The following is a 26,735-nucleotide window of genomic DNA, read 5'->3' as shown; positions in this document are numbered from 1 at the left end:
TGACGATGAGCGACCTTCCTGCATACGCCTCCACCGGACAACGTCTCTGGTACTATGGATTCAGGATCATCTGCGGGCTGATCTTTTTCTACCTGATCTTCCCGATCCTGGTGATTCTGCCGCTGAGCTTCAACGCGGAGGACTTCTTCACCTTCACGAAGGAAATGCTGGCATTCGACCCGGCCGGTTATTCGCTGAAGCATTATCATGACTTCTTCACCAATCCGGACTGGCAACAGGCGCTGACCAACTCGTTCCTGATCGCGCCTGTGGCGACGATCCTGGCGACCGGTTTCGGGACCCTTGCCGCCATCGGCCTTTCCCAGTCGCACGTGCCGTTCAAGTCGGCGATCATGGCCATCCTGATTTCGCCGATGATCGTGCCGCTGATCATCTCGGCCGCCGGCATGTATTTCTTCTATTCCCGCATCGGCCTGCAGGGCACTTACTGGGGCGTGGTGCTGGCCCATGCGGCCCTCGGAACGCCCTTCGTCATCATCACGGTGACGGCAACGCTCGTCGGCTTCGACCGCAGCCTGGTCAGGGCGGCCGCCAGCATGGGCGCCAATCCGGTCACGACGTTCTTCAAGGTGCAGATGCCGCTGATCATTCCGGGCGTCGTCTCCGGGGCATTGTTTGCCTTCATCACCTCCTTCGACGAAGTCGTTGTCGTGCTTTTCCTGGGGTCCGCCGGCCAAAAAACCCTGCCGTGGCAGATGTTTACCGGCCTGCGCGAGCAGATTTCGCCGACAATTCTCGCCGTCGCCTCTCTGATGGTGGCGATCTCCATCGTCCTGCTGACGGTTCTTGAACTTCTGCGCCGGCGGTCCGAACGCCTGCGCGGTCTTACGCCGGGATAAAACCCCGCTTCTGTTCCTCACCGAGGCCGGTGGCGGTACGCCAGTCACCGGAGGAAGATCGCCGAGCGATCTTTCTGGCAGACAACAAAATCAAATCAGGCCTGGCGGGCCGGCTTCTTCTTCAAGAGGCCGGCCCGTTTTCCGTTTAAGGCCCTGTTCTGAAGAAAGGACGTCGAGATGAGTGCTGACATGGATCGTATCTATGAAATGGAAAACAGCGAAAAGGCGTATTTGCCTTTCTCCGGTGCCGAAATGGACGGCAGGCAGTCGAGACTGCGCAAGCTGATGGAAGCCAGGCGGATCGATGCCTGCCTGTTCACGTCCTACCACAACATCTGCTATTTCTCCGGCTTCCTCTACTGTTCGTTCGGCCGGAAATACGGGTTTCTGGTCACCGAAACGGATGCGACCACCATCTCCGCCGGGATCGACGGCGGCCAACCCTGGCGCAGAACCCATGGCAATGCCCTCACCTATACGGACTGGCGGCGGGACAACTATTTCTTCGCGATCCAGTCACTGCTGAAGATGCCCAATCCGTCGATCAAGCGGATCGGCATCGAGTTCGATCATGTTTCCCTGGACCTTAAGGCCCAACTGGAAGCCGCCCTGCCGAGCGTAGATCTGGTAGACATTGCCGCCGACGTGATGACCCAGAGGACCATCAAGAGCGCTGAGGAGCATGTCCTGATCCGCGAGGGCGCCCGCATCTGCGATATCGGCGGGGCGGCCACCGTGGAAGCGATCGCCGCAGGCGTACCCGAGCACGAGGTCGCGATCGCCTCCACCAACGCCATGATCCGCGAGATCGCCGGCTCGTTCCCTTTCGTGGAGCTGATGGACACCTGGACCTGGTTCCAGTCCGGAATCAATACGGACGGCGCCCATAACCCGGTCACAAACAAGAAGATCGAACCGGGCGACATCCTCAGCCTGAACTGCTTTCCGATGATCTTCGGTTATTATACGGCGCTCGAACGCACGCTGTTTTGCGAATACGCCTCCGACGCGCACCTGAGGCTCTGGGAGATCAATTGCGATGTTCACCGGGCCGGTCTCAAGCTGATCAGACCCGGCGTGCGCTGTTGCGATATCGCCAGCGCGCTCAATGACATCTACCGCAGCCACGATTTGCTGAAATACCGCAGCTTCGGCTACGGCCATTCCTTCGGCGTCCTCAGCCACTACTACGGACGTGAGGCGTCGGTGGAACTGCGCGAGGATGTGGAGACGGTTCTGGAACCGGGCATGGTGGTCTCCATGGAACCGATGATCATGGTTCCGGAAGGCCAGCCGGGCGCCGGTGGCTACCGCGAGCACGACATCCTGATCGTCACCGAAACGGGGGCGGAAAACATCACCGGCTTCCCCTTCGGTCCGGAGCATAACATCGTGGCCTCGTAAAAGACGGCCAGGCCGGGAAGTTCACCTGCTTCCCGGCCAACCGGACCGGAACACGGACCGGGCATGATCTAGATCAATTCCTGTTCGCCTTTGTTTATTTAACATCGCAATTAATTGCACGGCCGCACAACCGCGGCGCAGATAGGCAATGTTATCCGGGAGGACGTCATGGGCGAAATCGTACTGGCCGCCAAGATCACACATGTTCCCTCAATCCTGTTGTCGGAAATGGAAGGGCCGCTGAAAGGCTGCCGCGACGGGGCCATCAGGTCGCTACGCGAAATCGGCAAACGGTCCCGCGACCGCGGCGCGACGACCTATATCGTCTTCGATACCCACTGGCTGTCGAACTTCGGTTTTCATATCAATGCCAATGCGCGTCACCAAGGCACCTATACCAGCCACGAAGCGCCGCACATGATCCAGGATCTCCAGTACGACGTTCCCGGCAACCCGGCGCTTGCAGACGCCATTGCCGCCCGGGCAGCGGACAAGGGCCTGCAGATCCGCTCTCATCATGTTCCGACACTGGCTCTGGAATACGGTACCGTCGTGCCCATGCACTACATGAACACCGATGGCGCCCAGACCGTGGTTTCGATCGCCACGCCGCTGTTTGCCGACTTCGACGAGATCCGCAAAGTCGGCGAAGCGGTCAGGGATGCCGTTGAACAGTCAGGCGAAAAGGCGGTTCTTCTGGCCAGCGGATCGCTCTCCCACAAGCTCTGGCCGAACAAGAAGCTCGGCCCTGATGCCTGGACCTCCATCTCCAGCGAATTCAACAGGCAGGTGGACATGCTGGTCTTGGATCTGTGGCGTCAGCGCCGTTATCCCGAATTCCTGGAAATGCTGCCCGACTACGCGGTCAAGTGTGACGGCGAAGGCGGGATGGCCGACACGATCATGCTGTTCGCCGCCCTTGGCTGGGACGCCTACACGGGCGAGGCCGAGCAGCTCTGCGACTATTTCCCGAGCAGCGGCAGCGGCCAGATCAACGTCGAATTTCACGTTTAAAGGCAAAGCTATCGGGTCTTTTTCCTGATCAAGGCAGGTCCGCGTTATGACCTGCCTATCAAATTTATTATGCCTATTTATTATTCATTTTTCCTTTGATTGCATACAATCTAGCTTTTGTGCGTGATCGGCCCTGGTGCGGATCACGTACCAAGGCGTCTCCCTTTCTTGGTTTTATAATTTGATTACAAATAGATAGCCTACCTGTTCGATCGATCCGCACCGGTTGGCACACGGGTTGCTAACTCCTTAACGAGACCGCGGGCGGAGCTCCTCCCTGCTCCCCTGCTCCAGTCCCTTAGGAGGTGCAACATGTCGAAATTCGAACTCAACCGCCGTTCTCTCTTGAAATCATCCGCAGCCGGTCTGCTCGGTTTGTCAGCTGCAGGCCTGCCGCGCCTGGCATCGGCTGCCGGCCTGACCGCGGGCATCGTCTATGTCGGCCCGCGCGACGATTTCGGCTGGAACCAGGCGCACGCCGTGGCTGCCGCCGCGCTGAAGGAAGTGCCGGGCGTGACCGTGGTCGAAGAAGAAAACGTGCCGGAAACCATCGCCGTTCAGAAGTCGATGGAATCCATGATCAATCTTGACGGCGCCGAGCTGATCTTCGCCACCTCCTTCGGCTACTACAAGCCGTTCGTCCTCGATCTTGCCGCCAAGTATCCGGACGTGCAGTTCCGTCATGCAGCGCCCCTTTGGACCGATGCAGACCCCAAGAACGCAGGCAGCTATTTCGGCTATCTCGACCAGGCTCACTACATCGACGGCGTCGCCGCGGGCCTTTCGACCACGACCAACAAGCTCGGCTTCGTCGCCGCCAAGCCGATCGGCACCGTTCTAAGAAACATCAACTCGTTCCTGCTGGGCGCTAAGAAGGTCAACCCGGACGCCACCGTCCAGGTCATCTTCACCGGCGAATGGTCCATGCCGGTGCGCGAGGCCGAAGCTGCCAATGCCCTGGTGGACGCCGGCTGCGACGTGCTGACCTGCCACGTGGACGGCCCGAAGGTGGTGATCGAAACGGCTGAATCCCGCGGCATCAAGTGCTGCGGCCATAATGCCTCCCAGGCCCCGCTCGCCCCGAAGGGCTTCATCACCGGCGCAGAATACAAGTGGGCCACCATCTACAAGATGTTCGCCAACGATCTGGCGGAAGGCAAGACCTTGCCGAACTTCACCGGCGGCGGCTTCGACGTCGATTTCGTCCAGAGCACGCCTTACGGCGCCGGCGCAAGCGAAGCGGCAATCGCTGCCGCGGACGCTGCCCGTGCGGATGTGAAGGCCGGCAAGCCGATCTTCACCGGTCCGATCAACAAGCAGGACGGCACGCCTCTGCTAGCCGCCGGTGCGAGCCTCGACAACTACGATCCGTCCCTCGACCAGACCGATTACCTGATCGAGGGCGTGGTCGGTTCGATCACCTGAGGCAATTCACATCCATCACCCCGGCGAGCGGCCGGGGTGATGGTGCATATGCAGGTCAGGACAGGCTAACGGCAACGGGGACATTCACATGGTCGATGTGACCAAAGCGGACAGAATGGCGGTCGGACAGGGCAGCGCCCTGGCCGATACACTCGACAGGTTCCGGCGATCTTCCGAATTCGTGATCATGCCGATCCTGGCGCTGATCGTTTCCGGACTGCTGTTTTCCATATTCCTGCTGGCACTCGGCAAATCGCCGGCCGACTTCTTCTCACTGGTCTGGCGCGGCGGCTTCGGCACCAGCTTTTCCTGGCAGAACACTCTGGTGCGGTCTTCGCCGCTGATTTTCACCGCCCTCTGCGTCGCCATTCCCGCGCGGTTGGGCCTCGTGATCATCGGCGGCGAAGGCGCTCTTGTCCTCGGGGGCTTCGCCGCTGCGGCGATCGCCATCCCGATGATCCCCTGGGCGCCTTCTTTCCTTCTGCTGCCGGTGATGGCCCTGGCGGCCATTATCGCGGGCGGCATCTGGATCGGTCTGGTCGGGGCCCTGCGGCACTACCGCGGCGTCAATGAAACCATCGCCTCGCTGCTTTTGTTCTATATCGCCGTCTCGATCCTGAACTTTTTCGTCGAAGGCGCGCTGCGCGATCCTTCGGACCCGAACAAGCCGTCCACCATGCCGATCGGGCGCGACAACATGATCGGCGCCATTCCCGGTACCGACGTCCATTGGGGCCTTGTCTTCGGCATCGTTCTGGCCACCCTCCTCTACCTGCTGATGAACCGCACCACATTCGGCTTCGCGGCCCGGATCACCGGCGGCAACCTGCGTGCGGCCCAGGCCCAAGGGTTGCCGGTCGGCAAGCTGATGGTGATTTCCTGCGCCATTGCCGGCGCCTGCGCCGGGCTCGCAGGTTTCTTCGAGGTTGCCGCCATTCACGGCAAGGCCAATGCCTCGCTGATCGCCGGTTACGGCTTTACCGGCATTCTGGTGTCCTTCCTTGCCCGCCACAATCCGCTGGTAATCGTGCCCGTCGCCATCTTCCTCGGCGGCATCGCGGCTTCCGGCGGATTGATTCAGCGGCGCATGGATCTTCCCGATGCCACCGTGCTCGTGCTTCAGGGACTGATCTTCGTGGTGCTGCTGGTGTCTGAAACCTTCTACGGCCGTCTGCCGTTCTTCCGGTCCAAGGGAGATCTCTGATCATGTTCGAAGATTCTGCCCTTGCCACGGTCCTTCTCGCCATGTTCGCGGGCGCGATCCGCGTCTCGACACCGTTTCTCTTCGTCAGCCTCGGCGAGACGCTGACGGAAAAGTCCGGCCGGATCAATCTCGGGCTTGAAGGCACGCTCGTCTTCGGCGCCATGTCCGGCTACGCAATTTCCTATCACACCGGCTCGCCCTGGCTGGGCGTGCTGGTCGCCGGCCTGTGCGGCTCCTGCTTCGGCGCGCTGCACGGCTATCTGTGCAAGCTTCCCAAGGTCAATGACATCGCCATCGGCATCGCCCTGATGCTGTTCGGCACCGGCCTCGCCTTCTTCTTCGGCAAGGCCTATATCCAGCCGCAGGCACCGCGCCTGCCGTCCATTTCCTTCGGCTTCTGGACAGACATGCCGGCCTTGCGCCAGGCACTGGAAATCAACCCGCTGTTCCTGCTCGGCATCGTGCTCGCCTTCGTCCTGTGGTGGGGGCTGAAGAACACCCGCTGGGGCCTGACGGTGCGCACGACCGGGGACAGCGCGCCCGCTGCCCTGGCGCTCGGCATCAATGTCAATCAGGTGCGCCTGCTCTCCACCATGGTCGGCGGGTTCTTTGCCGGTGTCGGCGGTTCGTTCCTGTCGCTCTATTATCCGGGTAGCTGGACGGAAGGCCTGTCGTCCGGCCAGGGGCTGATGGCCGTCGCCCTGGTGATCTTTGCCCGCTGGAACCCGCTTTACTGCTTCCTCGCCGCGCTTCTGTTCGGTGCGGCCGGCGCGCTCGGCCCGGCCCTGCAGTCGATCGGTATTTCCCGCGGCTACCACTTCTTCAACGCGGCGCCCTACATCATGACCCTTTTGATCATGATCGCCAGCACCTCGCCCAAGCGCTCTCTGAAGGGCGCGCCCGGCGAACTCTCCATCACCAAATAAGGAGCGAATCCATGAACGGACTTGGAGGCCTCAACAAATCGCCGAACGGTGTCGTTCTCGGCATGGTCCAGCTGCAGCTGCCGGTCGTGACCAACGAGATCGAACTGGCTGCCCAGACCCAGGTCATCGTCGACATGGTCGGCAAGGCCCGGCGCAACATGGCTTCGATGGACATGGTCGTCTTTCCGGAATACGCCCTGCACGGCCTGTCGATGGACACCAACCCGGCGATCATGTGCACGCTCGACGGACCGGAAGTCGCCGCTTTCAAGCAAGCCTGTATCGACAACGATATCTGGGGCTGCTTTTCCATCATGGAACTGAACCCCGGCGGCATGCCCTACAACTCCGGGCTGATCATCGACAACACGGGCGAGCTGAAGCTCTACTATCGCAAGATGCACCCCTGGGTTCCGGTCGAACCGTGGGAGCCGGGCGATCAGGGCATTCCGGTGATTGAAGGCCCCAAGGGCTCGAAGATCGCGCTGATCATCTGCCACGACGGCATGTTCCCGGAAATGGCGCGCGAGTGCGCCTACAAGGGTGCGGAAATCATGATCCGCACGGCCGGCTACACCGCGCCGATCCGCGACTCGTGGAAGTTCACGAACCAGTCCAATGCCTTCTGCAACCTGATGGTCACCGCCAATGTCTGCATGTGCGGCACCGACGGCACCTTCGACAGCATGGGCGAAGGCATGATCGTCAATTTCGACGGCTCCATCATCGCGCACGGCACCAACGGACGGGCTAACGAGATCATCACTGCCGAAGTCCGCCCGGATCTGGTCCGCGAAGCCCGGATCAACTGGGGCGTCGAGAACAACATCTACCAGTTCGGCCATCGCGGCTATGTTGCCGTCAAGGGTGGCGCGCAGGACTGCCCCTACACCTACATGACCGACCTCGCCGCCGGCAAATACCGCCTGCCGTGGGAAGACGAGGTGGTGCACACGAACGGCACCTCCTGCAGCTTCGACGCGCCGACACGGGTTTTCGGCGAAAAGGCCATGAGCGATGCGGCGGAGTGAGCGGGCATGAGCGTTGTCGATATCAAGACCGGCGAAGTGGTGGGCGAACGCGACGGCCCGGTTGCCGCCGATCCCTATCCCTGGCCCTACGACGGCGATCTGCGGCCGGAGAATACAGCGCTGATCATCATCGACATGCAGACCGACTTCTGCGGCAAGGGCGGCTATGTGGATGCCATGGGCTACGACCTGTCGCTGACCCGTGCGCCGATCGAGCCGATCAAAAAAGTGCTCGCCGCCATGCGGGCGCAAGGCTACCACATTATCCATACGCGCGAAGGCCACCGGCCGGATCTGGCCGACCTTCCCGCCAACAAGCGCTGGCGGTCGCAGCGGATCGGCGCCGGCATCGGCGATCCGGGACCCTGCGGCAAGATCCTCGTACGGGGCGAGCCAGGGTGGGAAATCATTCCCGAGCTCGCGCCGCTTCCCGGCGAGCCGATCATCGACAAGCCGGGCAAGGGGTCTTTCTGCGCAACGGACCTGGAATTGCTGCTGCACACCAGGGGCATCCGCAACATCGTCCTGACCGGGATCACGACCGATGTCTGCGTCCATACCACCATGCGCGAGGCCAATGACCGGGGCTTCGAATGCCTGATCCTGTCCGACTGCTGCGGCGCCACCGACAAGGGCAACCACGAGGCGGCGCTGAAGATGGTGACCATGCAGGGCGGCGTCTTCGGGGCGGTAGCGGACAGCGCCGCCTTCCTGGCGGGGATGAAGAACGCGGAAACGGGGACCTGAACCATGAGCCTGGCTGTCGAAACCCAAGCTGACGTCCGCCGCGCGATCGGCGTCGAAACCATCGGCATGACCAAGATCTTCGGCAGCCTCGTTGCGCTGGACGATGTGTCCATCCGTGTCACGCCGGGCTCCTTTCATGCGCTATTAGGCGAAAACGGTGCCGGCAAGTCGACGCTGGTCAAATGCATGATGGGGTTCTACCAGCCGACGAAGGGCTCTGTGCTGGTCAACGATGCTGAGGTGGAAATCCCAAACCCGCGCGCGGCGCATGCGCTCGGGATCGGCATGGTCTATCAGCACTTCACGCTGGTTCCCTCGCTGACGGCGGCTGAAAACCTGGTGATTTCCAGAGCCGACACGCCCGCGATCATCGACTGGGCAAAGGAACGAAAGGGCCTGGAGGCCTTTCTGGAAACCACACCGTTCAAGGTACCGCTGAATGTACCCGTCTCAGGCCTTTCGGCGGGCGAAAAGCAGAAGCTGGAAATCCTGAAGCAGCTCTATCTCGATCAGCGTTTCCTGATCCTGGACGAGCCCACGTCCGTGCTGACGCCGGACGAGGCCGATGAAGTGCTCGGTCTGCTGCGGGGCATGACCGAAGCGGGCGATCTCACCATCCTGATGATCACCCACAAGTTCCGGGAAGTCACCGCCTATGCCGACGAGGTCACCGTCCTGCGACGCGGACGCATGGTCGGCGCGGGCAAGGTCTCGGATCTGTCGGTGAACGACATGAGCCACATGATGATCGGCGATACCACGATCCGGGAAAGCGCGGCGCGTCAGGTCCATGCGGATGCCAAGCTGAAGCTCGAGGTCGCGGGCCTCTTTGCCGAGGACGACGAACAGCTGCCCGCGCTGGAAGCGATCAACCTGAAGGTCCACTGCGGCGAAATCCTTGGGATTGCTGGCGTTTCGGGCAACGGCCAGTCGGAGCTGATCGAGGTCCTCTCCGGCCAACGCACTCCGTCCGACGGCCGTATCTTCATCGACGGCAAGCCCTATGAGCCGGAGCGCAAGCTCATGGACACCTTCAAGGTGTTCGGTTTTTCCGAGGAGCCTTTGAAGAATGTCGCCGTGCCGCGCATGAGCGTTGCGGAAAACATGGCGTTTCGCACCTTCGACAAGGCACCGATCTCGCCGTTCAAGGGCTGGCTGTCGCCGGCGCCCATGCGCCAGAAGGCCCGGGACCTGATCGCTTCCTACAGGGTCAAGACACCCTCCACGGAAGAACCGATCGAGAACCTGTCCGGCGGGAATGTCCAGCGCGCGATCCTCGCCCGGGAGCTGTCCGGCGAGGTCGATATCCTGATCGTCGCCAACCCCTGTTTCGGACTGGATTTCGCATCGGTTGCGGAAATACGTGCCCAGATCATGGACCAGCGCAATCGGGGAGCCGCCGTGCTTCTTGTTTCCGAAGATCTCGATGAAATCCTGGAACTCGCGGACACGGTCGCGGTCATGTCGGAAGGCAAGATCACCTACACCTCGCCGATGGACAAGACGGACCGGGCAACAATCGGCCATGCCATGGCGGGGCATCACTGATGATTACCGTTGACGCTCAGCCCTTCGGCTTCACGTTTGATCCGGCCTCGGTCGCGCTGATCGTCATCGACATGCAGCGCGATTTCATCGAGCCCGGCGGCTTCGGCGAAACGCTCGGCAACGATATTTCCCACCTGCAACGCGCCGTGCAGCCGACCGCCGACCTGCTTGCCCTGTTCCGCAAGGAAGCCTGGCCGGTGATCCATACGCGGGAAGACCATCTGCCGGATCTGTCCGACTGCCCGCCTGCGAAACGCGACCGCGGCTCGCCGACATTGCGCATCGGCGATCCCGGACCGATGGGCCGGATCCTGGTCCGCGGCGAACCGGGCGCTGAGATCATCCCGGCCTGCGGCGCTATTGAGGGCGAGATCGTCATCGACAAGCCCGGCAAGGGAGCGTTCTACGCAACCGACCTCGGGCCGATCCTGAAAAAGCTCGGCACCAAAAGCCTGATCTTTGCCGGGGTGACAACGGAAGTCTGCGTGCAGACCACCATGCGCGAGGCGAACGATCGCGGCTTCGAGTGCCTGCTGATCGAGGAAGCGACCGAAAGCTATTTCCCGAAATTCAAAACCGCTACGCTGGAGATGATCCGGGCGCAGGGCGGCATCGTCGGCTGGACGGCACCGCTTGCGGCACTGGAACGGGCGATTGCAAAGGAGGCGGCATCGTGAGCGAGCCATTCGACGAAAAGGCGCATGTGGCGCATATGGAGACGGTCATTGGGCTGACCGTCAAGGACGACTGGCGCCCGGTGGTCGAGGCCCATGTTGCGGCAACCGCAAAAGCAGCAGACCTTGTCCTGTCGTTTCCACTCGACGACGAACTCGAAGCTGCGCCGGTGTTCTTTCCATGAGCGGGTTGCCGAGCGATCAGAAAAGCTGGACGGCCTCCCAGACGGTGTCGGCAGTCGCCGGCGGCGAGATCAGCGCCGAGGCGGTTGCGACCCATGCGCTGCAGACCGTCGACAAGCTCGACCCGCAGATCAACGCCTTCACCGACGTCACGGCGGATCGAGCGCTTTCGGAAGCCCGGGCGGTCGACGAAGCCATCGCAAGGGATGAGGAATTGCCTCTTGCCGGCGTTCCCTATGCGGTGAAGAACCTGTTCGACATGGAAGGCGTGACGACCCGCGCCGGATCGCAGATCAACCGGGAGAATGCTCCAGCGTCCGCCGACAGCACCCTTATTGCCAAGTTGAAGGGTGCCGGCGCCATCTTGATAGGTGGGTTGAACATGGGCGAATATGCCTATGATTTTACCGGGGAAAATGTCCACGACGGAAACTGTCTGAACCCGCATGATATGACCCGCATGATCGGCGGCTCTTCATCCGGGTCAGGGGCCGCGGCGGCGGCCGGCATGGTGCCGGTGACCCTGGGCTCGGATACCAACGGTTCCATCCGGGTCCCGTCCTCCTTTTGCGGCCTGTTCGGCCTGAAGCCGACCTATGGGCGGCTCAGTCGCGCAGGCTCTTTCCCTTTCGTCGGCAGCCTCGACCATCTCGGACCCCTTGCCCGTTCGGCCGAGGATCTGGCGCTTGTTTTCGACGTCCTGCAGGGCCCCGATCGGAAAGACCCGGCCCAGGCGGACAAGCCGGTCCTGCCGACGGTGCCGGAACTTTTCAAGGGAATCGATGGGCTGAAAATTGCCGTCGCCGGCGGTTATTTCCGGCAGAAGGCCATGCCGGAAGCCTTCCAGGCTGTCGACCTGATCGCAAGCGCACTTGGCGCCATCGGTGATATCGAGGTGCCGGAAGCCGCACGGGCCCGGGCGGCGGCTTATGTGATCACCACTGTCGAGGGATCTTCCCTGCATTTGGAGCGGATCCGGAACCGGCCTGAGGATTTCGACCCGGACACACGCGACCGGTTCATCTCCGGCGCAATGGTTCCGGCGGTCTGGGTGCAGCAGGCGCAGCGTTTCAGGAGCTGGTTCCGCGCGATGATGCGCGAACTCTTCACCCATGTGGACATCCTGCTGGCACCGGCAACGCCGTTTCACGCCCTGCCGTCGGGAACCAAGACGATCACGCTCGACGGCGAGGAAATGCCGGCGCGGCCCAATATCGGGATCTTCACCCAGCCGATTTCCTTCATCGGCCTGCCGGTCGCAACCGTTCCGGTGTGGCTCGATGGCGCAAGCCTGCCGATCGGGGTTCAGGTGATCGCACCGGCCTGGCGGGAGGACCTGGCGCTTCGGGTCGCCCATCATCTGCAGACGACGGGTGTTTCTTCTGCGCCCGTGGCGCAAATTCAGTAAATAACGAGGACCTCATGAGCGACGCACGCTGGGCAGGACGCAATTCGGACAAGGATCTGGTCCGTGACCGCATCTGGAAAACGCTGGTCGACACCGGCGTAAACGTCGGCCCGGTCGATAGCCGGATTCCGAACTATGCGGGCGCCGACCTTGCCGCCCTCAATCTGTCGAAACTGGACGCCTGGAAGGCTGCACGCACTGTTAAATGCAATCCGGACCCGCCCCAGATCCCGGTCCGGCTGCGCGCCCTTAATGACGGCAAGATCGTCTATGCGCCCGTGCCGGAACTGGTGAAACCCTTCCCGTTCGTCCGGCTCGACCCGGAAAAGCTGGAGAAACAGGGCATCCAGTTCGAACTGGCTGCCGTCTCGCAAGGCTTCGTCGAATACGGCGAACCGGTCGAATTCGAGGACATGGAAATGCTCGACTTCGTCGTCGTCGGCTGTGTCGCCGTTACCCGCGAGGGCGGACGCACCGGCAAGGGCGGCGGCTTTGCCGATCTTGAGCTCGGCATCTTCCGCGAACTGGGCAAGCTCAAGCCGGATACGCTTTTGACCACGACGGTCCATTCCTGTCAGGTCGTCCCCAATGATCAGGTGATCATGCAGGCCCATGACAGCGCCCTGCATTACATTGCGACCGAGCAGGAACTGATCGAGACCGGAACGCCCTACCCGCAGCCCACCGGCGTTGCCTGGGACTTCGTGCAGGACGATCAGTACCGGGACATTCCATTCCTTAAGACCCTGCGGGAGCGCATCGTCACCCGGGCGGGAGTGCTGTGAGATGGAAATCGACAATCCGGATGTGAAGGCGGAAGTCGAGGCAGTCTTCGAAGAATACGAAAAAGCGCTCGTAACCAATGACGTCGAGGTGCTCGACCGGCTGTTTCTGGATGCCCCGACGACGATCCGGTATGGCGGCGGGGAAAACCTCTACGGCTACGACGAGATCGCCGCCTTCCGCTCCGCGCGGTCGCCTGCAGGCCTTGAGCGGACGCTCGACAAGACGGTCATCACCACCTATGGCACCGACTTCGCGACCGCCTCGACGCTGTTTTATCGCGACAGCGCGCCGAACAAGGTCGGACGGCAAATGCAGACCTGGGTCCGCATGCCCGGCGGCTGGCGGGTGGTCGCTGCCCATGTCAGCATGATTGACGCGTCATGACCCATGCTAACGTCAGGTTGTCGCGTCCTGCCGATTGGATTAGGTGAATTGGAGAGTTCCGGCAATGTCTCCACCCACCCAGGGTCCGATCGTGTCAGCAAAACCCGAAATAAAGGCTGCAAGCCGCACGCGCACGGAAGACATCCGGCTTCAACTCGCCGATGAAATCGTCAAGGGCGATCTGGCGCCGGGAACCCAGCTTGACGAGATGGGACTCGCCGCCCGGTTCAACGTCTCACGTACACCAATCCGCGAGGCGCTGCGGCAGCTGGAAACCAGCGGACTAGTGGAACTGAAGCCCCATCGGGGCTGTTTCGTTACCTATCTGTCCGCGGAAAAGCTTCAGGAAATGTTCGTGGCCATGGCGGAGATGGAGGCACTCTGCGCCGGGCTTGCCGCGATCAACATGAGCCGGAAGGAACGCCGGGAGCTCGAAGCGCTACTCGAGGCGCTGGCCGAGCCGATGCGCAAGGGCGACCCGCAGCGTTATCACGAGCTCAACGAGGAGTTCCACAACGCCATCTACGCCGGCAGCCACAACAGCTACCTGGCGGAGCTGACGCTTGCGACCCGCCGCCGGCTCGCCCCGTTTCGCCGGGCCCAGTTCCGAACCCTGGGGCGGCTTGCCCAGTCCCAGGCGGAACACACGGATATCGTCGAAGCCATCCTGCGCGGCGACAGGGAGGCCGCAGCAGAGGTCATGCGCAGTCACATAGACACCGTGCGCAATGCGTTCGATACCTATGTGGAGCAGTTGTAAGCAGGCGTTAGCGGGTCAGCGACCCGGCCATCACGCACAGCAGTTCGAACATGATCGAAACGCCGAGCCAGGCAGTGCCGCCGGAGGCATCGAAGGGCGGCGAGACCTCGACCAGGTCGGCGCCGATGATGTTGACGCCCTCCAGTTCGCGAACGACCTGAAGCGCCTGGAAGGAATTCGGCCCACCGACTTCCGGCGTGCCGGTGCCGGGCGCAAATGCCGGATCGACGAAGTCGATGTCGTAGGAGATATAGGTGGGCTTGTCGCCGACGATCTCGCGCGCTTCGGCCATCACATCCTCAAGACCGCGCTTGAAGAATTCCTCGATCGGAATGACGTGAATGCCGACGCTGTCCGCAAAGTCCCGGTCTTCCCGGTCGTAGGTCGTGCCGCGAATACCGATCTGCACCACCCGCTTGGGATCGAGCAGGCCTTCCTCGACGGCGCGGCGGAACGGAGTTCCATGAGTGTACATGCAGCCGTCGAAGTAGCTGTGAAACAGGTCGGTGTGGCTGTCGAAATGGATCATTCCGACAGGCGCATCCGAAGCAAGGCCGCGCAGGATCGGCAGCGAGCACAGGTGATCTCCACCGCCGGTCAGCGGCACGACGCCCTTTGCCTTCACCTTTTTGTAGAACTCGGTAAAGCGCCTGAGGCTATCCTGCACATCGGCAGGATTGGGCGCAACGTCGCCGATATCGGCGCAATTGACCATCTCGAACGGACGGACGCCGGTGGCGCCGTTTTCGGCGCGGATCATGGTGGACAGGTCGCGCAGCTGGCGCGGGCCGTGACGCGGTCCCGGGCGGTTGGTGGTGCCGGTGTCCCAGGGAGCGCCGATCAGGCCAATCTGCACATCGGCAATCTTCGGATCGTCCAGCCCCACATGCGGCAGGCGCATGAAGGTCGGGACGCCGGCAAAACGCGGCAGATCAAAACCGGATACAGGCTGGTAAAAAGGATCACTCATAGGTGCACTCCACGGGGTTCACTCCAGGGGGTCAATACATGGCACTGCCGCCATTGGCGCCGTAGCACTGGCCGGTAACGAAACGGGCGCCGTCGCCCGCCAGATAGACGGCAAGAGCAGCGATTTCGTCGGGCCGGGCAAAGCGCGCCAGGGGTGTAGCAAGGTCTTTCGCCAAGGCGTCCGGGCTCATGGTGTCGACACTGGTCATGTCCGTATCGACAGGCCCCGGCGCAATGGCATTCACCAGGATACTTGGCGCCAGTTCACGTGCCATGGACCGGGTCAGGGAAACGATGCCGCCCTTGGAGGCGCAATAGGCCGGCATGGCCTCGCGGCCCAGAAAGGCGAGATCGGACGCCATGCTGATGATCCTTGCAGGTGCCTCGGCAGTCGCCTGGTGGCCCATGAGGCGGGCGGCTTCCCGAGACACCAGGAACGCACCCTTGAGATTGACCGCGATCACTTCGTCGAATTCAGCGGCACTGGTGTCGAGCAGCGGCTTTTCGCGCAGGATACCGGCGTTGTTGACCAGGATATCGAGGCCGCCAAAGCCTTTGCCGACTTCCGCGACCATGTTGCAGACATCCTGTTCGACCGAGACATCGGCTTGAAACGCCATCGCATCCGGATCGAATTTTTTCAGGTCGGCCAGGGTCTGCCCGGCCTGCGGGTCACCCGGATGACAGAACGCAACACGAGCGCCTTCGCAGGCAAAAGCCAATGCGATGGCGCGGCCGATGCCGCGCGAACCACCGGTGACCAACGCCCGTTTGCCTTGAAGGGCGCCGCTCATACCATGACCTCGCCGCGGTCGGCATTGATCGCCTGGCCGGTGATATTGGCGGCCGCATCGGAGGCCAGAAACAGATAGAGGCCGGCGATATCAGAAGGTTCCATCAAACCGCCGATTGCCTGTGCAGAAACGATTTCGTCCAGGAGGACATCCGGCGCAGTACCGGTCTTGGCTGCCATGGAGTGAAGGGAACGGATGGCGGCTTCGGTCTTCACCCAGCCCGGGCAGACCGCATTGACGGTAATGCCGCGGCTGCCCAGTTCCTTCGCCCAGGTCCGGGTCAGTCCGATAAGGGCATGCTTGGAGGCGATATAGGCGGAAAAGTCCGGAACAGCGGTCTTGCCCCAGATGGAGGAGGTTATCACCACCCTGCCCCCGTCGGGCAGTTTCGACAGGGCTTCGCGGGTCACGTTGTAAGTGCCGGTCACGTTGACCGCCATTACCCGGGCAAATGTGTCGTCGACAGCCGGATCCGGTTCGCCCAGCGGTGTCGGCCGTTCGAGACCGGCGTTGTTGATCAGAACGTCGACCCGGTCAAATCCGGCAATCGCCCGGGCAACATCGCTCCGATCGGTGATATCGCAGTGAAGGCCCCGAACGGGCGACACGGCAAGCCCGGACAGCCGTTCCGCCGCCGCATGGACCTCTTCGCCTTCCGCCAGAATGGCAAGGGATGCGCCTGATCGGGCAAATCCTTCTGCTATGCCGTAACCGATCCCGCGGCTTGCACCAGTGACGAGGACGGTCTTGTCGGAAAAATCGAAAGCCGCATGCATGACCAGAGCCTACCCCAGTTCGTAGAATTCCCGTTTGACCGCCTTGGTAATATCGCGCCGGTACTGTGCCGCGATCAGTGCGCCCTTTTCGGGCGACGCGCCCTTGGCGGAAATCAGCGAGCCCTCGGGGGCCACCCATTCCCGGCGCGGCGGCCAGACGTCATAGCACGGCGCATCGCCGGGCGCATTGTCCGGCACAAGTTCGAAGCGCACCAGTTCGGGATGGAAGTTCATCATCAGCGAGGTTTCGAGAACCGCGGCATGCTCCAGTTCGATCCCCGGATAACCGTCGGGGAACACCTGGTTCAGGGTCTCTTCGGTCAGGAACTCCCAGTGCTGCAGGCACATGATGCGCACGCCCTTGTCGCCGACCTCGCGCATGGCAAGGTCGATGCCTTCGGTCAGGAACCAGAGGTTCTCGTAATTGCCGTCGAGCACACAGATACGCCGGGCGCCGTGGCGCACCAGTTCGCGGATGATGTCGCGCAGGACGGCCGTCAGGGTCGCACCGTCAAGACCGGTGCTGCCCGGAAAGAACGGACCGCCCGCAGAGCGGGTCTGGGACTTGTAGCCGTAGGTGACCGGGGCTGCGACGACGCCGCCGACTTCGGTCGCAATTTCGCGGGCAATGGCCGACGGCAGCAGGTAGTCGACTGCCATGGGAAGATGGGGGCCGTGCTGTTCGAGCGCACCGGTCGGGATAAAGACGACCGGGTTGCGCTTCAGCGCTTCTGCATATTCCGGCCAGGTCATTTCCGACATCATGACGGGCGTTTTCGCGGTGACTGCTTTATTCATTCCTTGGAACCTTCTTCGCGCATCAGGCGCATGATGTGGCGTTCAAGGGCGCTGTAGCCCTCAAGCGAAATGACCTTTTCCTTGTCGGCAATCCGCTCGCCCAGTTTGAATTCCGGCCGGATTTCTTCCTTCACGCGGCCAGGGTGGCGCGACATGAAGACGATCTGGTCCGCGAGGAAAATCGCTTCCTCGATGTCGTGGGTGACCATGACGATGGTCGTGTTGGCCGTTTCGGCGATTTCCACCAGCAGTTCCTGCATGTGCCAGCGGGTCTCCGCATCGAGTGCCCCAAAGGGCTCGTCCATCAGCAGGAGTTCCGGATCGTTGGCGAGCGTGCGGGCAATGGCCACGCGCTGGCGCATGCCGCCGGAGAGCTGGGTCGGATAGGCATCTGCAAATTTCGTCAGTCCGACCAGTTCGATGAAATGATCGGCGCGTTCGCGGCGCTCAGACGCCGGGACCTGATTGACCTTCATGCCGAACTCGACGTTCTTGCGCACGCTCAACCAGTCGAAGGACGTATAGGCCTGGAACACCATGCCCCGATCCCTGCCCGGGCCGGCGATCTGGCGGCCTTCCAGGTCGAGTAACCCCGAGGTCGGCGTTTCCAGCCCGGCGATCATGCGCAGGACCGTGGACTTGCCGCATCCGGACGGACCGAGAATGACGCAGATGTCGTTCTTCTTGACGTCGAAGGACACACCGGAGATGGCTTCCACCGAACGGCCACGGCCGAGATCGAAGCTCTTGGAAATATTCTGCAGCGACAGGATGGTTTCGCCGGGCGCGATTGTCTCGTTTGTCCGGGCCATCAGCGTTTCTCCTGCAGATAGGGGAACAGCCAGCGATGCAGCCGATCGAACAGGAGGTCGAACGTCAGGCCGAGCACGCCGATCACGATGATGCCGGCCATGATTTCATCGGTGTGCAGGAAGCGGCGCGCGCGCATCATCATGGCACCGATACCGGTGGTGGACGCGACGATTTCCGCAATCACCAGATAGGTCCAGGTGACCGCCAGCATCTGGCGCATGGCGACGACGATATTGGGCAGAACGGCAGGCAGGATCACCGAGCGCACGATCGTGCCGCGGCCCGCGCCGAGGGTCAGAGCCGTCTCGATCAGCTCGTTACGGACATTCTTGGTATGGTCCATCACCAGCGTAATCAGGAAGAACACCACGCCGATGAATAAGAGCGCCAGCTTCGGCGCCTCGCCGGTGCCGAACCACATCAACAGCACCGGAATGAACGACGGTGCCGGCAGGTAGCGCCAGGCGGAAACGAAGGGATTGAAGATTGCCTCAGCCGCCGGAAAGGCGCCCATCACCACGCCGAGCGGAATGGCGACCAGGGATGCGGCGAGAAAGGCGACAATCACGCGGCCGATACTGATGCCGACATCGGAGGCAAAGCCGCGTTCGACAAAAAGTTCGTAGATGGTCACCAGCACCTTCTGCGGCGCCGGGACAAGAAGCTGGTTTACAGCGCCGGTCTCGGTTGCAAGCAACCAGATGCCGAAGAAGACGACCCAGATACCGATTGCCGAAACAATGATCTGGAACCGCGATACGGGCTGGCGAATGGCGAAGATTTTCCGCCGGGATGATTTGTCTGAAACAGGATCTGGCATGATGCCCTCTGACTTCGATCAGCGGGAGAAAGGAAAAGTGCGGCCCGCATGCACAGTTCTGCGAGCCGCACTTTTTCTCAGTTAGCCGTGAAGGACTGCCGGTAACCGCTGGCTACCAGATCACCCATCAGGCTGCAGTCGATACCTTTAGCAGCATCGATCTTGTTATTCATCAGACCAAGCTTGATCCACCAGTCGTTGGTCAACGCCACCACGTCCGCCATGGAACCGTTGGCAAGGCCGAACGGCGGCTCGCCGTCAAGGACGCCGCACATACGTGCCGACTCGTCAAAGTCGAACATGTAGATGCCGCCTTCAAAGCTTTTGCCGTTCGTGCCGATGACGTAACCGACGTCTTCGAGGGGCCACTGCAAATAGTCTGCAATGAGCGCATTGGTCTCTTCGGTATGGTCATGCCAGTAACCAAGACCGTCCCAACGCGCCTTCAACATCGCGACTGCCGCTTTGCGGTTCTTTGCGATGAAGTCCTTGTTCATGAACAGGGAGTCCATGAAAATTCCGGTTTTCAGCATGGCCGGATCGGCGGTGTTGACGACGCTGTGAGCGCCCTTCATCGCTTCCAGGACCTTGCTGATCCAGGGTTCGTACATATAGGCCGCGGACAGGTCGCCGGAGAGCATCGGCCCGACCGCTTCGTCAGCGTTCAGGTTGACCCATTCGACCTGATCCGGCGTAATCCCCTGGCTGTCGAGCCAGAGACCCATCAGCAGGTGACCGATATAGGCCTGCGGTGCGCTGACCTTCTTGCCCGGCAGTTCTTCCGGCTTGACGTCCGGCGCCAGGATGATGTGGTCAACGCCGTAGGACGGGTTCATGAAGGCCACGTTGACAACGTCCGTGCCGCTGTCGACGGTCAGCGGAATGTAATCCGCGGTGCAGCCGTAGACGTCGATCTGACCTGCCGCCAATGCCGAGTGCCCGCCAAGCGGATCCTCGAAAATGGTGATGTTCATGTCATAGTCAGGAACGAGGTTCTTTTCCTGAGCGACCTTCAGCATCGCATAGCCCGGCCAGGACACGCAGATACCGACATTGATGGTTTCCTTCGCCTGGGCCGAAGGAATTGCGGCAGCGCCTGCGATCGCCAGCGCCCCAAGGAATGATTTGATTCCGTTCTTCATGGTCACGACTCCGAAAGGTTGGTTCTTGTTGTTGTTTTATGAATTTTTAGTCACATAAAAGTTTTTTGTGCAATACATTTTTTTAGACAATCAAGCTTTTAAATGATAGAAATCGCATATGTCATTCAAAAGCCGTTGGAATTCAGCCCATGACCAATTTGCGCGAACGCCAGAAGGAAAGCCGGCGCCGTAAGATCCTGCAGGCCGCGCGCGAACAGCTGGTCGCCAACGGCTTTGAAGCCACCACCATCGAGACCATTGCCGAGGAAGCGGAAGTCTCGGCGGTGACGGTCTATAATTATTATGGCACCAAGACGGGGCTGCTGCTCGCCCTGGTTTCTGAAAGCGACAGCATCCTGCTGGAACGGATGCAAGAGCTTCTCAAGGCGCCGCCCGATACAATCGAGGAAACATTTTCGGCCTTTGCCGAAGTCATCCGTCGGCACGCGCTTTCGTTCCTCACCAAAGCGGTCTGGCGCCAGGTGATTGCGGCCAGCATCATCGAAGGCGATTCCCAGTTCGGCAGGAGTTATGCTCAGCTCGACCGCGAACTCGCCCGGCAACTGACCAAAATCCTCGAAAAACTCAGGGAACGAGGCGGCGTCAGCGCCAATACCGATCTCGATGTGCTTGGCGACTGTCTCTTCCAGTTACAGAACGCCCGCTTCCTGCAGTTCGTCTCCTCGAATGACATGACCAACGAAGCTGTCGACCGGTATTTGCGGGAAGACATCGAAGCCCTGCTATCGGCGTATCCCGGCTAAACCAGCGGCATTGCCAATCAGCGACTATTTATGAGGCAGCGCCCTGGCGGGCTCTGCCTTATTTTTATGCATAGGCGAATTGGACCGTGCGCCAGGCATCAGGTCCGGCTTTGCCAATTCGTCGACTAACATAATAATTTCTCGATATTTTTTCCTTCGCGGAAATGAATCCGGACCCGTTTGGCACAGGGCTTGCGAGATCGTCCTTGTGCAGCGCGCCTAGGGATCCGCTCTCGACAGGGAGACAGGACCGAGAGGTGCAAGCCGGACATACGCAGGACAGACTGCCCGATAGGTCCGGTGACACGGCGGGACAAAAACCCGGGAGACCACTGCACAGGTTTGCGCGCGCAGACCTTCTCCCGGATGTGCGCGAGAACCTCGTTTAACGGCTGCGCCAACAGCGGCCCAGACAGGAGACGCGTACTGTTATGATCCGAACTTTCGCCAAATCCCTTTGCCTGGCAGCAGCGGTCGCTTTGCCTCTTTCTGCTTCCTCCGCCTTCGCCGAAGTGAAGACCGACTTCAAGGTCTGCTGGTCAATCTATGCCGGCTGGATGCCCTGGGGCTACCTGCAGGACTCCGGCATCATGAAGAAATGGGCCGACAAGTACGGCATCAATGTCGAGGTGGTTCAGCTCAACGACTATATCGAGTCCATCAACCAGTACACGGCCGGTGAATTCGACGGCTGCGCCATGACCAACATGGACGCGCTCTCCATTCCTGCCGCTGGCGGTGTCGACACCAGTGTTCTGATCGCAGGCGACTATTCCAACGGCAACGACGGCCTGATCCTCAAGGAGGGCGGCGACCTTGCCTCGGTCAAGGGCCAGAACGTCAACCTGGTCGAGCTCTCCGTCTCCCACTACTTCCTGGCCCGTGCGCTTGAGACCGTCGGCCTGTCGGAAAAGGACATCACCGTCGTGAACACATCGGACGCCGACATGGTCTCCGTCTACGGCACCCCGGAAATCACGGCCGTTGCGACCTGGAACCCGATGCTTTCGGAAATCCTCGCCAACCAGAAGGGCGAGCTCGTCTTCGACAGCTCCAAGATCCCGGGCGAAATCATCGACGCCATGATGATCAATACCGAGACGCTCAAGGACAATCCTGCTCTCGGCAAGGCCCTGGTCGGCGCGTGGTTCGAAACCCTGTCCCTGATGGCTTCAGACACGCCCGAAGCCATGGCTGCGCTTGAATCCATGGCTGCGGCATCCGGCACCGACCTTGCCGGTTACAAGGCACAGCTCGCTGCCACCGCGCTGTTCCACACCCCGGAAAAGCTGCTTGAATTCACCACGGATCCCAAGCTGAAGCAGACGATGAAATTCGTTGCCGAGTTTCTCTACGACCACGGCATCCTGGGCGAAGGCGCTCCGAGCCCCGAATTCGTCGGCGTCGAATTTCCGGACGGTTCCGTCTACGGCGACAAGAACAACGTGAAGCTGCGTTTCGACAACAGTTTCGTGGAAATGGCCGCCAAAGGCGCACTCTGACCCACCAGGAAGAGCCTCGCAGCTTTCGGGGTGCGGGGCCCGCCCTCCTCCTTCGGAATTTCCGTTCGAAAGCAGGCCAGCCATGTCGAATAAACTGACCGCCTTTACCGAACTGCCCGCCGTTGACGTCTCCGGTCTCTATGACAGCGATCCGGACGCACGACAGGCCGTGGCCCGGGAGCTCTACCAGGCCGCATCTGAGGTCGGTTTCCTCTATGTGACCGGACATCCGGTGAACCGGAACCTGCGCGAACGGCTGATCACCCAGACCAAACGCTTCTTCGACCTGCCGCTCGAAGAGAAAATGAAGATCTACATCGGCAAGTCGTCCAGCCACCGCGGATATGTGCCCGAGGGCGAGGAAGTCATGGTCGGCGGCAAACGGGACCGCAAGGAAGCCCTTGATCTCGGCTTTGAGCTTGCCGACGACCATCCGCTCGTCACGGCCGGCACGCCCATGGTCGGGCCGAACCAGTGGCCGGACCTACCCGGCTTTCGCGAGGACGTCTACGCCTATTACGAGGCCATCTTCGACCTCGGCAAACACCTGATCCGCGGCTTTGCGCTTGCGCTCGGCCTGGAGGAAACCTTCTTTGATGGTCTCATCACCGCCCCGCCCAGTCAGCTGCGCCTGATCCATTACCCTTACGATGCCGGGGCCACCGACGTGCAGGGCATCGGCGCCCATACCGACTACGAGTTCTTCACACTGCTGCTGCCGACCGCACCTGGCCTCGAAGTCATGAACGGCGCGGGCGAATGGATCGACGTGCCGCTCCTGCCCGATGCCTATGTGGTCAATATCGGCGACATGCTGGAAATCCTGAGCAACGGCGCCTTCGTTGCAACCTCTCACTGGGTCCGCAAGGTGAAGGAGGAACGCTATTCCTTCCCGCTGTTCTTCTCCTGCGACTACCACACCCGGATCGCGCCCCTCCCCGAGCTGGTTGCTCCCGGCGGGACCTCGAAATACGCACCGCTGATCGCGGGCGATCACCTCTACGCCCAGACAGCGCAAAGCTTCACCTACATGATCGAAAAGCTGGCGCGGAACGAGATTGCCCTGCCCGACAACGCCAAGGGGCTGTCGTCCTTCGGCCAGTTCGCCCGCCACCCGGACAAGCAGGACGCATGACGGCATGAAGCTCATCAACCGCAAACCGTCCCGACGCCTGACCATCTTCCTGGGTCTATTGCCGTTTGCCGCGTTGCTTGCGACCTACCTGATCGCCAGTGACATGCGGCTTGCCGTCAACCCGTCGGACAAGCTGCTGCCGTCGTTCCAGACCATGGCCGACACCATGAGCCGGATGGCCTTCGAACCGGACAAGCGCAACGGCGACTACCTGTTGTGGACCGACACGGCGGCAAGCCTCTACCGGCTGTTTGCCGGGCTTGCCATTTCGGCGGTCCTGGCCCTGGTCATCGGGCTCGCCATGGGCGTGCTGCCCGTGGCCCGCGCCTTTTTCGCCCAGTTCACCGCGGCGTTTTCCCTGATCCCGCCGATCACCGTTCTGCCGATCCTTTTCATTACCCTCGGCCTTGGAGAGGCCGCCAAGATCGGGTTGATCATCGTGGGCACGACCCCGGCGATGATCCGAACGCTTGCCCAATCGGCCCTCGATATTCCGCGGGAACTGGTGATCAAGGCGGAGACACTTGGCGCGTCGAGCTGGCAGATCACGACGCGGCTCTACCTGCCCCACATCCTGCCTAATCTCGTCGTCGCCCTGCGGCTCGGCCTCGTGCCGGCCTGGATCTTCCTGATCTCGGCGGAAGCGATCGCTTCGACCGAGGGACTGGGTTATCGGATCTTCCTCGTCCGCAGATACATGGCGATGGACCTGATCCTGCCTTACGTGGCCTGGATCACGCTGCTTGCCTTTGTCCTCGACCGGCTGCTTCTGATCCTGTCCAAGCGGGCCTTCTCCTGGAACCACCTGGAAGGAGACAGCCTGTGAGCCGACAGCCCAAGCTCTCTGTCCACGATCTGTTCAAGGAATACGATGGCGCCCCGGTTCTGGAACGGGTGAACATCGACGTAACTGAGGGCGCGTTCTGCACCATTGTCGGCGCGTCCGGCTGCGGCAAGTCCACCTTTCTGCGCATGCTCCTGTCCCAGGAACAGCCGAGCCGGGGCGAAATCCTGCTCGACGGTGCGCCCTTGCCGGAAGAGCCGACACCGGACCGCGGCATCGTCTTCCAGCGTTATTCGGTGTTTCCGCATCTGACCGTGTGGCAGAACCTGATCCTCGCCAAGGAATTCGAACAGGCACCGCTGACCGGCCGCCTGTTCGGCTCCGCGCGCAAGAAGGCGCGCGACGAGATCGGAGATCTGCTGGAGCGCATCGGACTGACCCCGGCCACCGACCGCTATCCGGCGCAACTGTCCGGCGGCATGCAGCAGCGCCTCGCCATTGCCCAGGCCCTGGTGAAACGGCCGAAGATCCTGCTGCTCGACGAGCCCTTCGGCGCGCTCGATCCGGGCATCCGTTTGGACATGCACGAGCTTCTTCTGGGGCTCTGGCGCGAGCTCTCCATGACCATCTTCATGGTCACCCATGACATCAACGAGGCCTTCAAGCTCGGCACCCGATTGCTGGTCTTCGACAAGGTTCGCCACGACCCCCAGGCCCCAGAGGCCTACGGGGCGACCATCACTTACGACCTGCCGGTCGACAAGACCGCCCGGCAGAAAAAAGAACTGGCCGAAACGCTGTTGCACGACCGGCCCGATTCCGCATGAGAAAAGGAAAACCTTCATGACGATCTTCGACAATCACGGACCCTCGACCCGGAACCGCGCAGCCGGTCGGCTGGATCGCACCAAGCCGAGCCGCCGGCACCATCCCGACTTCGACAAGCTGTCCTTGCGCGGCTGGAAGGCAGCGGAGAAGGAAGGCACCCTGCCCTCCGCCGCCTGGGAAAAGGAAAAGGCCTGGGCCCTGCGCATGGGCCTGACCGGGTCCGACTGCCTCAGCGACAAGTCGATCCCGACCTTCGCCCGAGGGGAACTGCCCCACTATGCCGGCATCAACACCTTCCTGAAGGCGCCCTACATCGAGGACGTCACCCAGGTCGGCGCCTATGACGCGGCCGTTATCGGCATTCCGTTCGACGGCGGCACCACCTATCGCCCGGGCACCCGCTTCGGTCCGCAGGGCGTGCGCAAGATCTCCGCGCTGTACACGCCCTACAACTACGAAATGGGCGTCGACCTGCGCGAACAGATGACCCTTTGCGATGTCGGTGACGTCTTCACGATTCCCGCCAACATCGAAAAGACCTTCGACCAGATCACCCGGGCCGTCAGCCACGTGGTCTCCTCCGGCGCCCTGCCGATCATGATCGGCGGCGACCATTCCATCGGCTTCCCGTGCGTGCGCGGCATTGCCCAGTGCACCTCCAAACGCATCGGCATCGTCCACTTCGACCGCCATATCGACATCCAGGAAAAGGATCTGGACGAGCGCATGCACACCACGCCGTGGTTCCATGCGACCGATCTGGCGAACGTGCCCGCCGTCAACCTGGTTCAGGTCGGCATCGGCGGCTGGCAGGTGCCGCGCGAAGGTGTGGAAGTGGCGCGCAAGCGCAACACCAACATCTTCACCATGCGCGACGTGGAAGAACTCGGCCTCGCCGAAACCGCCACCCGCGCGCTGGAACTGGCCTGGAAGGATGCGGACGCGGTCTACATCTCCTTCGACATCGACAGCGTCGACTGCGGCTTCGTGCCGGGCACCGGCTGGCCGGAGCCGGGTGGCTTCCTGCCGCGCGAAGCGCTGGAGCTGGTGTCGCTCGTGGCCGCCGAAGGCATCTGCGGCCTCGAGGTGGTGGAAGTCTCTCCGCCTTACGACACGTCCGACATCACCGCCCTGCTCGCCACCCGCGTGATCGTCGACGTGCTCGGCACGCTGGTTTCCCACGGCAAGATGGGCTCGCACAAATCCATCATCGACAAGCCGGTGTCTATCCCGGCCGGTCCGGACGTGGAGTAAGG

General features: G+C 61.5%; 28 protein-coding genes. 21 read left to right on the top strand and 7 right to left on the bottom strand.

The window, feature by feature from the left end; genetic code table 11:
- Window positions 1-5 precede the first annotated feature (5 nt).
- The 15 genes from HK439_RS05080 to HK439_RS05010 all read left to right on the top strand — a co-directional run bounded on the left by HK439_RS05080 (window position 6) and on the right by HK439_RS05010 (window position 14,354).
- A complete protein-coding gene (locus tag HK439_RS05080; protein WP_190290304.1) occupies window positions 6-860 on the top strand; it encodes an ABC transporter permease in 855 nt (284 codons plus the stop codon).
- A gap of 177 nt (window positions 861-1,037) precedes the next feature.
- Complete coding sequence (locus tag HK439_RS05075) at window positions 1,038-2,264, top strand: M24 family metallopeptidase (RefSeq protein WP_190290303.1); 1,227 nt, start codon at window positions 1,038-1,040, stop codon at window positions 2,262-2,264.
- A gap of 168 nt (window positions 2,265-2,432) precedes the next feature.
- The gene (gene hpaD, locus HK439_RS05070) at window positions 2,433-3,278 is read left to right on the top strand and encodes a 3,4-dihydroxyphenylacetate 2,3-dioxygenase (RefSeq protein ID WP_190290302.1); all 846 of its coding nucleotides are present in this window, start codon (window positions 2,433-2,435) and stop codon (window positions 3,276-3,278) included.
- A gap of 312 nt (window positions 3,279-3,590) precedes the next feature.
- Window positions 3,591-4,703, top strand: a complete 1,113-nt coding sequence (locus tag HK439_RS05065; RefSeq protein ID WP_190290301.1) for a BMP family ABC transporter substrate-binding protein — start codon at window positions 3,591-3,593, stop codon at window positions 4,701-4,703.
- 88 nt (window positions 4,704-4,791) lie between these two features.
- Window positions 4,792-5,907 carry an ABC transporter permease gene (locus HK439_RS05060; protein WP_190290300.1) on the top strand — a complete coding sequence of 372 codons (1,116 nt, stop codon included), beginning with the start codon at window positions 4,792-4,794 and terminating at the stop codon, window positions 5,905-5,907.
- A gap of 2 nt (window positions 5,908-5,909) precedes the next feature.
- Window positions 5,910-6,833 carry an ABC transporter permease gene (locus HK439_RS05055; RefSeq protein WP_190290299.1) on the top strand — a complete coding sequence of 308 codons (924 nt, stop codon included), beginning with the start codon at window positions 5,910-5,912 and terminating at the stop codon, window positions 6,831-6,833.
- A gap of 11 nt (window positions 6,834-6,844) precedes the next feature.
- Complete coding sequence (locus HK439_RS05050) at window positions 6,845-7,864, top strand: formamidase (RefSeq protein WP_190290298.1); 1,020 nt, start codon at window positions 6,845-6,847, stop codon at window positions 7,862-7,864.
- Window positions 7,865-7,870: 6 nt separating this feature from the next.
- On the top strand, window positions 7,871-8,611 hold the full coding sequence (locus HK439_RS05045) for a cysteine hydrolase family protein (protein WP_190290297.1): 741 nt from the start codon (window positions 7,871-7,873) through the stop codon (window positions 8,609-8,611).
- A 3-nt stretch (window positions 8,612-8,614) separates the two neighbouring features.
- Entirely contained in the window at window positions 8,615-10,159 is a 1,545-nt protein-coding gene (locus HK439_RS05040) for an ABC transporter ATP-binding protein (protein WP_209011572.1), read from the top strand.
- Entirely contained in the window at window positions 10,159-10,836 is a 678-nt protein-coding gene (locus HK439_RS05035) for a cysteine hydrolase family protein (RefSeq protein WP_190290296.1), read from the top strand. The genes HK439_RS05040 and HK439_RS05035 overlap by 1 nt, the downstream gene beginning before the upstream one ends.
- On the top strand, window positions 10,833-11,018 hold the full coding sequence (locus HK439_RS05030) for a DUF4089 domain-containing protein (protein ID WP_328804106.1): 186 nt from the start codon (window positions 10,833-10,835) through the stop codon (window positions 11,016-11,018). The genes HK439_RS05035 and HK439_RS05030 overlap by 4 nt, the downstream gene beginning before the upstream one ends.
- Entirely contained in the window at window positions 11,015-12,424 is a 1,410-nt protein-coding gene (locus HK439_RS05025) for an AtzE family amidohydrolase (protein WP_190290295.1), read from the top strand. Before HK439_RS05030 ends, HK439_RS05025 begins: the two co-directional genes overlap by 4 nt.
- Before the next feature lie 14 nt (window positions 12,425-12,438).
- Window positions 12,439-13,209 (top strand): 5-formyltetrahydrofolate cyclo-ligase, encoded by a 771-nt coding sequence (locus HK439_RS05020; RefSeq protein ID WP_190290294.1) that lies wholly within the window; start codon window positions 12,439-12,441, stop codon window positions 13,207-13,209.
- 1 nt (window position 13,210) lies between these two features.
- The gene (hpxZ, locus tag HK439_RS05015) at window positions 13,211-13,594 is read left to right on the top strand and encodes an oxalurate catabolism protein HpxZ (protein WP_190290293.1); all 384 of its coding nucleotides are present in this window, start codon (window positions 13,211-13,213) and stop codon (window positions 13,592-13,594) included.
- A 64-nt stretch (window positions 13,595-13,658) separates the two neighbouring features.
- Entirely contained in the window at window positions 13,659-14,354 is a 696-nt protein-coding gene (locus tag HK439_RS05010) for a GntR family transcriptional regulator (RefSeq protein WP_190290292.1), read from the top strand.
- A gap of 7 nt (window positions 14,355-14,361) precedes the next feature.
- Here HK439_RS05010 and speB read toward each other — a convergent pair whose 3' ends face one another.
- From speB to HK439_RS04975, 7 genes are all read right to left on the bottom strand, one after another.
- Window positions 14,362-15,324, bottom strand: coding sequence for an agmatinase (gene speB, locus HK439_RS05005; protein WP_190290291.1), 963 nt, complete (start codon window positions 15,322-15,324; stop codon window positions 14,362-14,364).
- Between the two features lie 31 nt (window positions 15,325-15,355).
- On the bottom strand, window positions 15,356-16,117 hold the full coding sequence (locus HK439_RS05000; RefSeq protein WP_190290290.1) for an SDR family NAD(P)-dependent oxidoreductase: 762 nt from the start codon (window positions 16,115-16,117) through the stop codon (window positions 15,356-15,358).
- On the bottom strand, window positions 16,114-16,893 hold the full coding sequence (locus HK439_RS04995) for an SDR family NAD(P)-dependent oxidoreductase (RefSeq protein WP_190290289.1): 780 nt from the start codon (window positions 16,891-16,893) through the stop codon (window positions 16,114-16,116). The genes HK439_RS05000 and HK439_RS04995 overlap by 4 nt, the downstream gene beginning before the upstream one ends.
- A 9-nt stretch (window positions 16,894-16,902) precedes the next feature.
- A complete protein-coding gene (locus HK439_RS04990; protein WP_190290288.1) occupies window positions 16,903-17,691 on the bottom strand; it encodes a creatininase in 789 nt (262 codons plus the stop codon).
- Window positions 17,688-18,503 carry an ABC transporter ATP-binding protein gene (locus HK439_RS04985; protein WP_190290287.1) on the bottom strand — a complete coding sequence of 272 codons (816 nt, stop codon included), beginning with the start codon at window positions 18,501-18,503 and terminating at the stop codon, window positions 17,688-17,690. The genes HK439_RS04990 and HK439_RS04985 overlap by 4 nt, the downstream gene beginning before the upstream one ends.
- A complete protein-coding gene (locus HK439_RS04980; RefSeq protein WP_190290286.1) occupies window positions 18,503-19,324 on the bottom strand; it encodes an ABC transporter permease in 822 nt (273 codons plus the stop codon). Before HK439_RS04980 ends, HK439_RS04985 begins: the two co-directional genes overlap by 1 nt.
- 77 nt (window positions 19,325-19,401) lie before the next feature.
- A complete protein-coding gene (locus tag HK439_RS04975; RefSeq protein ID WP_190290285.1) occupies window positions 19,402-20,466 on the bottom strand; it encodes an ABC transporter substrate-binding protein in 1,065 nt (354 codons plus the stop codon).
- Window positions 20,467-20,615: 149 nt separating this feature from the next.
- On the opposite strand from HK439_RS04975, the gene HK439_RS04970 reads away from it, so the two are divergent.
- The 6 genes from HK439_RS04970 to HK439_RS04945 all read left to right on the top strand — a co-directional run bounded on the left by HK439_RS04970 (window position 20,616) and on the right by HK439_RS04945 (window position 26,733).
- Window positions 20,616-21,230, top strand: a complete 615-nt coding sequence (locus tag HK439_RS04970; RefSeq protein ID WP_190290284.1) for a TetR/AcrR family transcriptional regulator — start codon at window positions 20,616-20,618, stop codon at window positions 21,228-21,230.
- Window positions 21,231-21,661: 431 nt separating this feature from the next.
- Window positions 21,662-22,732, top strand: a complete 1,071-nt coding sequence (locus tag HK439_RS04965; protein ID WP_190290283.1) for a putative urea ABC transporter substrate-binding protein — start codon at window positions 21,662-21,664, stop codon at window positions 22,730-22,732.
- Between the two features lie 82 nt (window positions 22,733-22,814).
- Complete coding sequence (locus tag HK439_RS04960) at window positions 22,815-23,867, top strand: isopenicillin N synthase family dioxygenase (RefSeq protein ID WP_190290282.1); 1,053 nt, start codon at window positions 22,815-22,817, stop codon at window positions 23,865-23,867.
- Window positions 23,868-23,871: 4 nt separating this feature from the next.
- Window positions 23,872-24,693, top strand: coding sequence for an ABC transporter permease (locus HK439_RS04955; RefSeq protein ID WP_190290281.1), 822 nt, complete (start codon window positions 23,872-23,874; stop codon window positions 24,691-24,693).
- A complete protein-coding gene (locus HK439_RS04950; RefSeq protein WP_190290280.1) occupies window positions 24,690-25,478 on the top strand; it encodes an ABC transporter ATP-binding protein in 789 nt (262 codons plus the stop codon). The genes HK439_RS04955 and HK439_RS04950 overlap by 4 nt, the downstream gene beginning before the upstream one ends.
- 16 nt (window positions 25,479-25,494) lie before the next feature.
- Window positions 25,495-26,733, top strand: a complete 1,239-nt coding sequence (locus HK439_RS04945; RefSeq protein WP_190290279.1) for an agmatinase family protein — start codon at window positions 25,495-25,497, stop codon at window positions 26,731-26,733.
- The last annotated feature ends 2 nt before the right edge of the window (window positions 26,734-26,735 follow it).

It is taken from the genome of Roseibium aggregatum (genome assembly GCF_014692675.1).
Lineage (GTDB): Bacteria > Pseudomonadota > Alphaproteobacteria > Rhizobiales > Stappiaceae > Roseibium > Roseibium aggregatum_C.
Note: the sequence above shows the minus strand (reverse complement) of the source record. Positions and strands in the feature narration are given on the sequence as shown.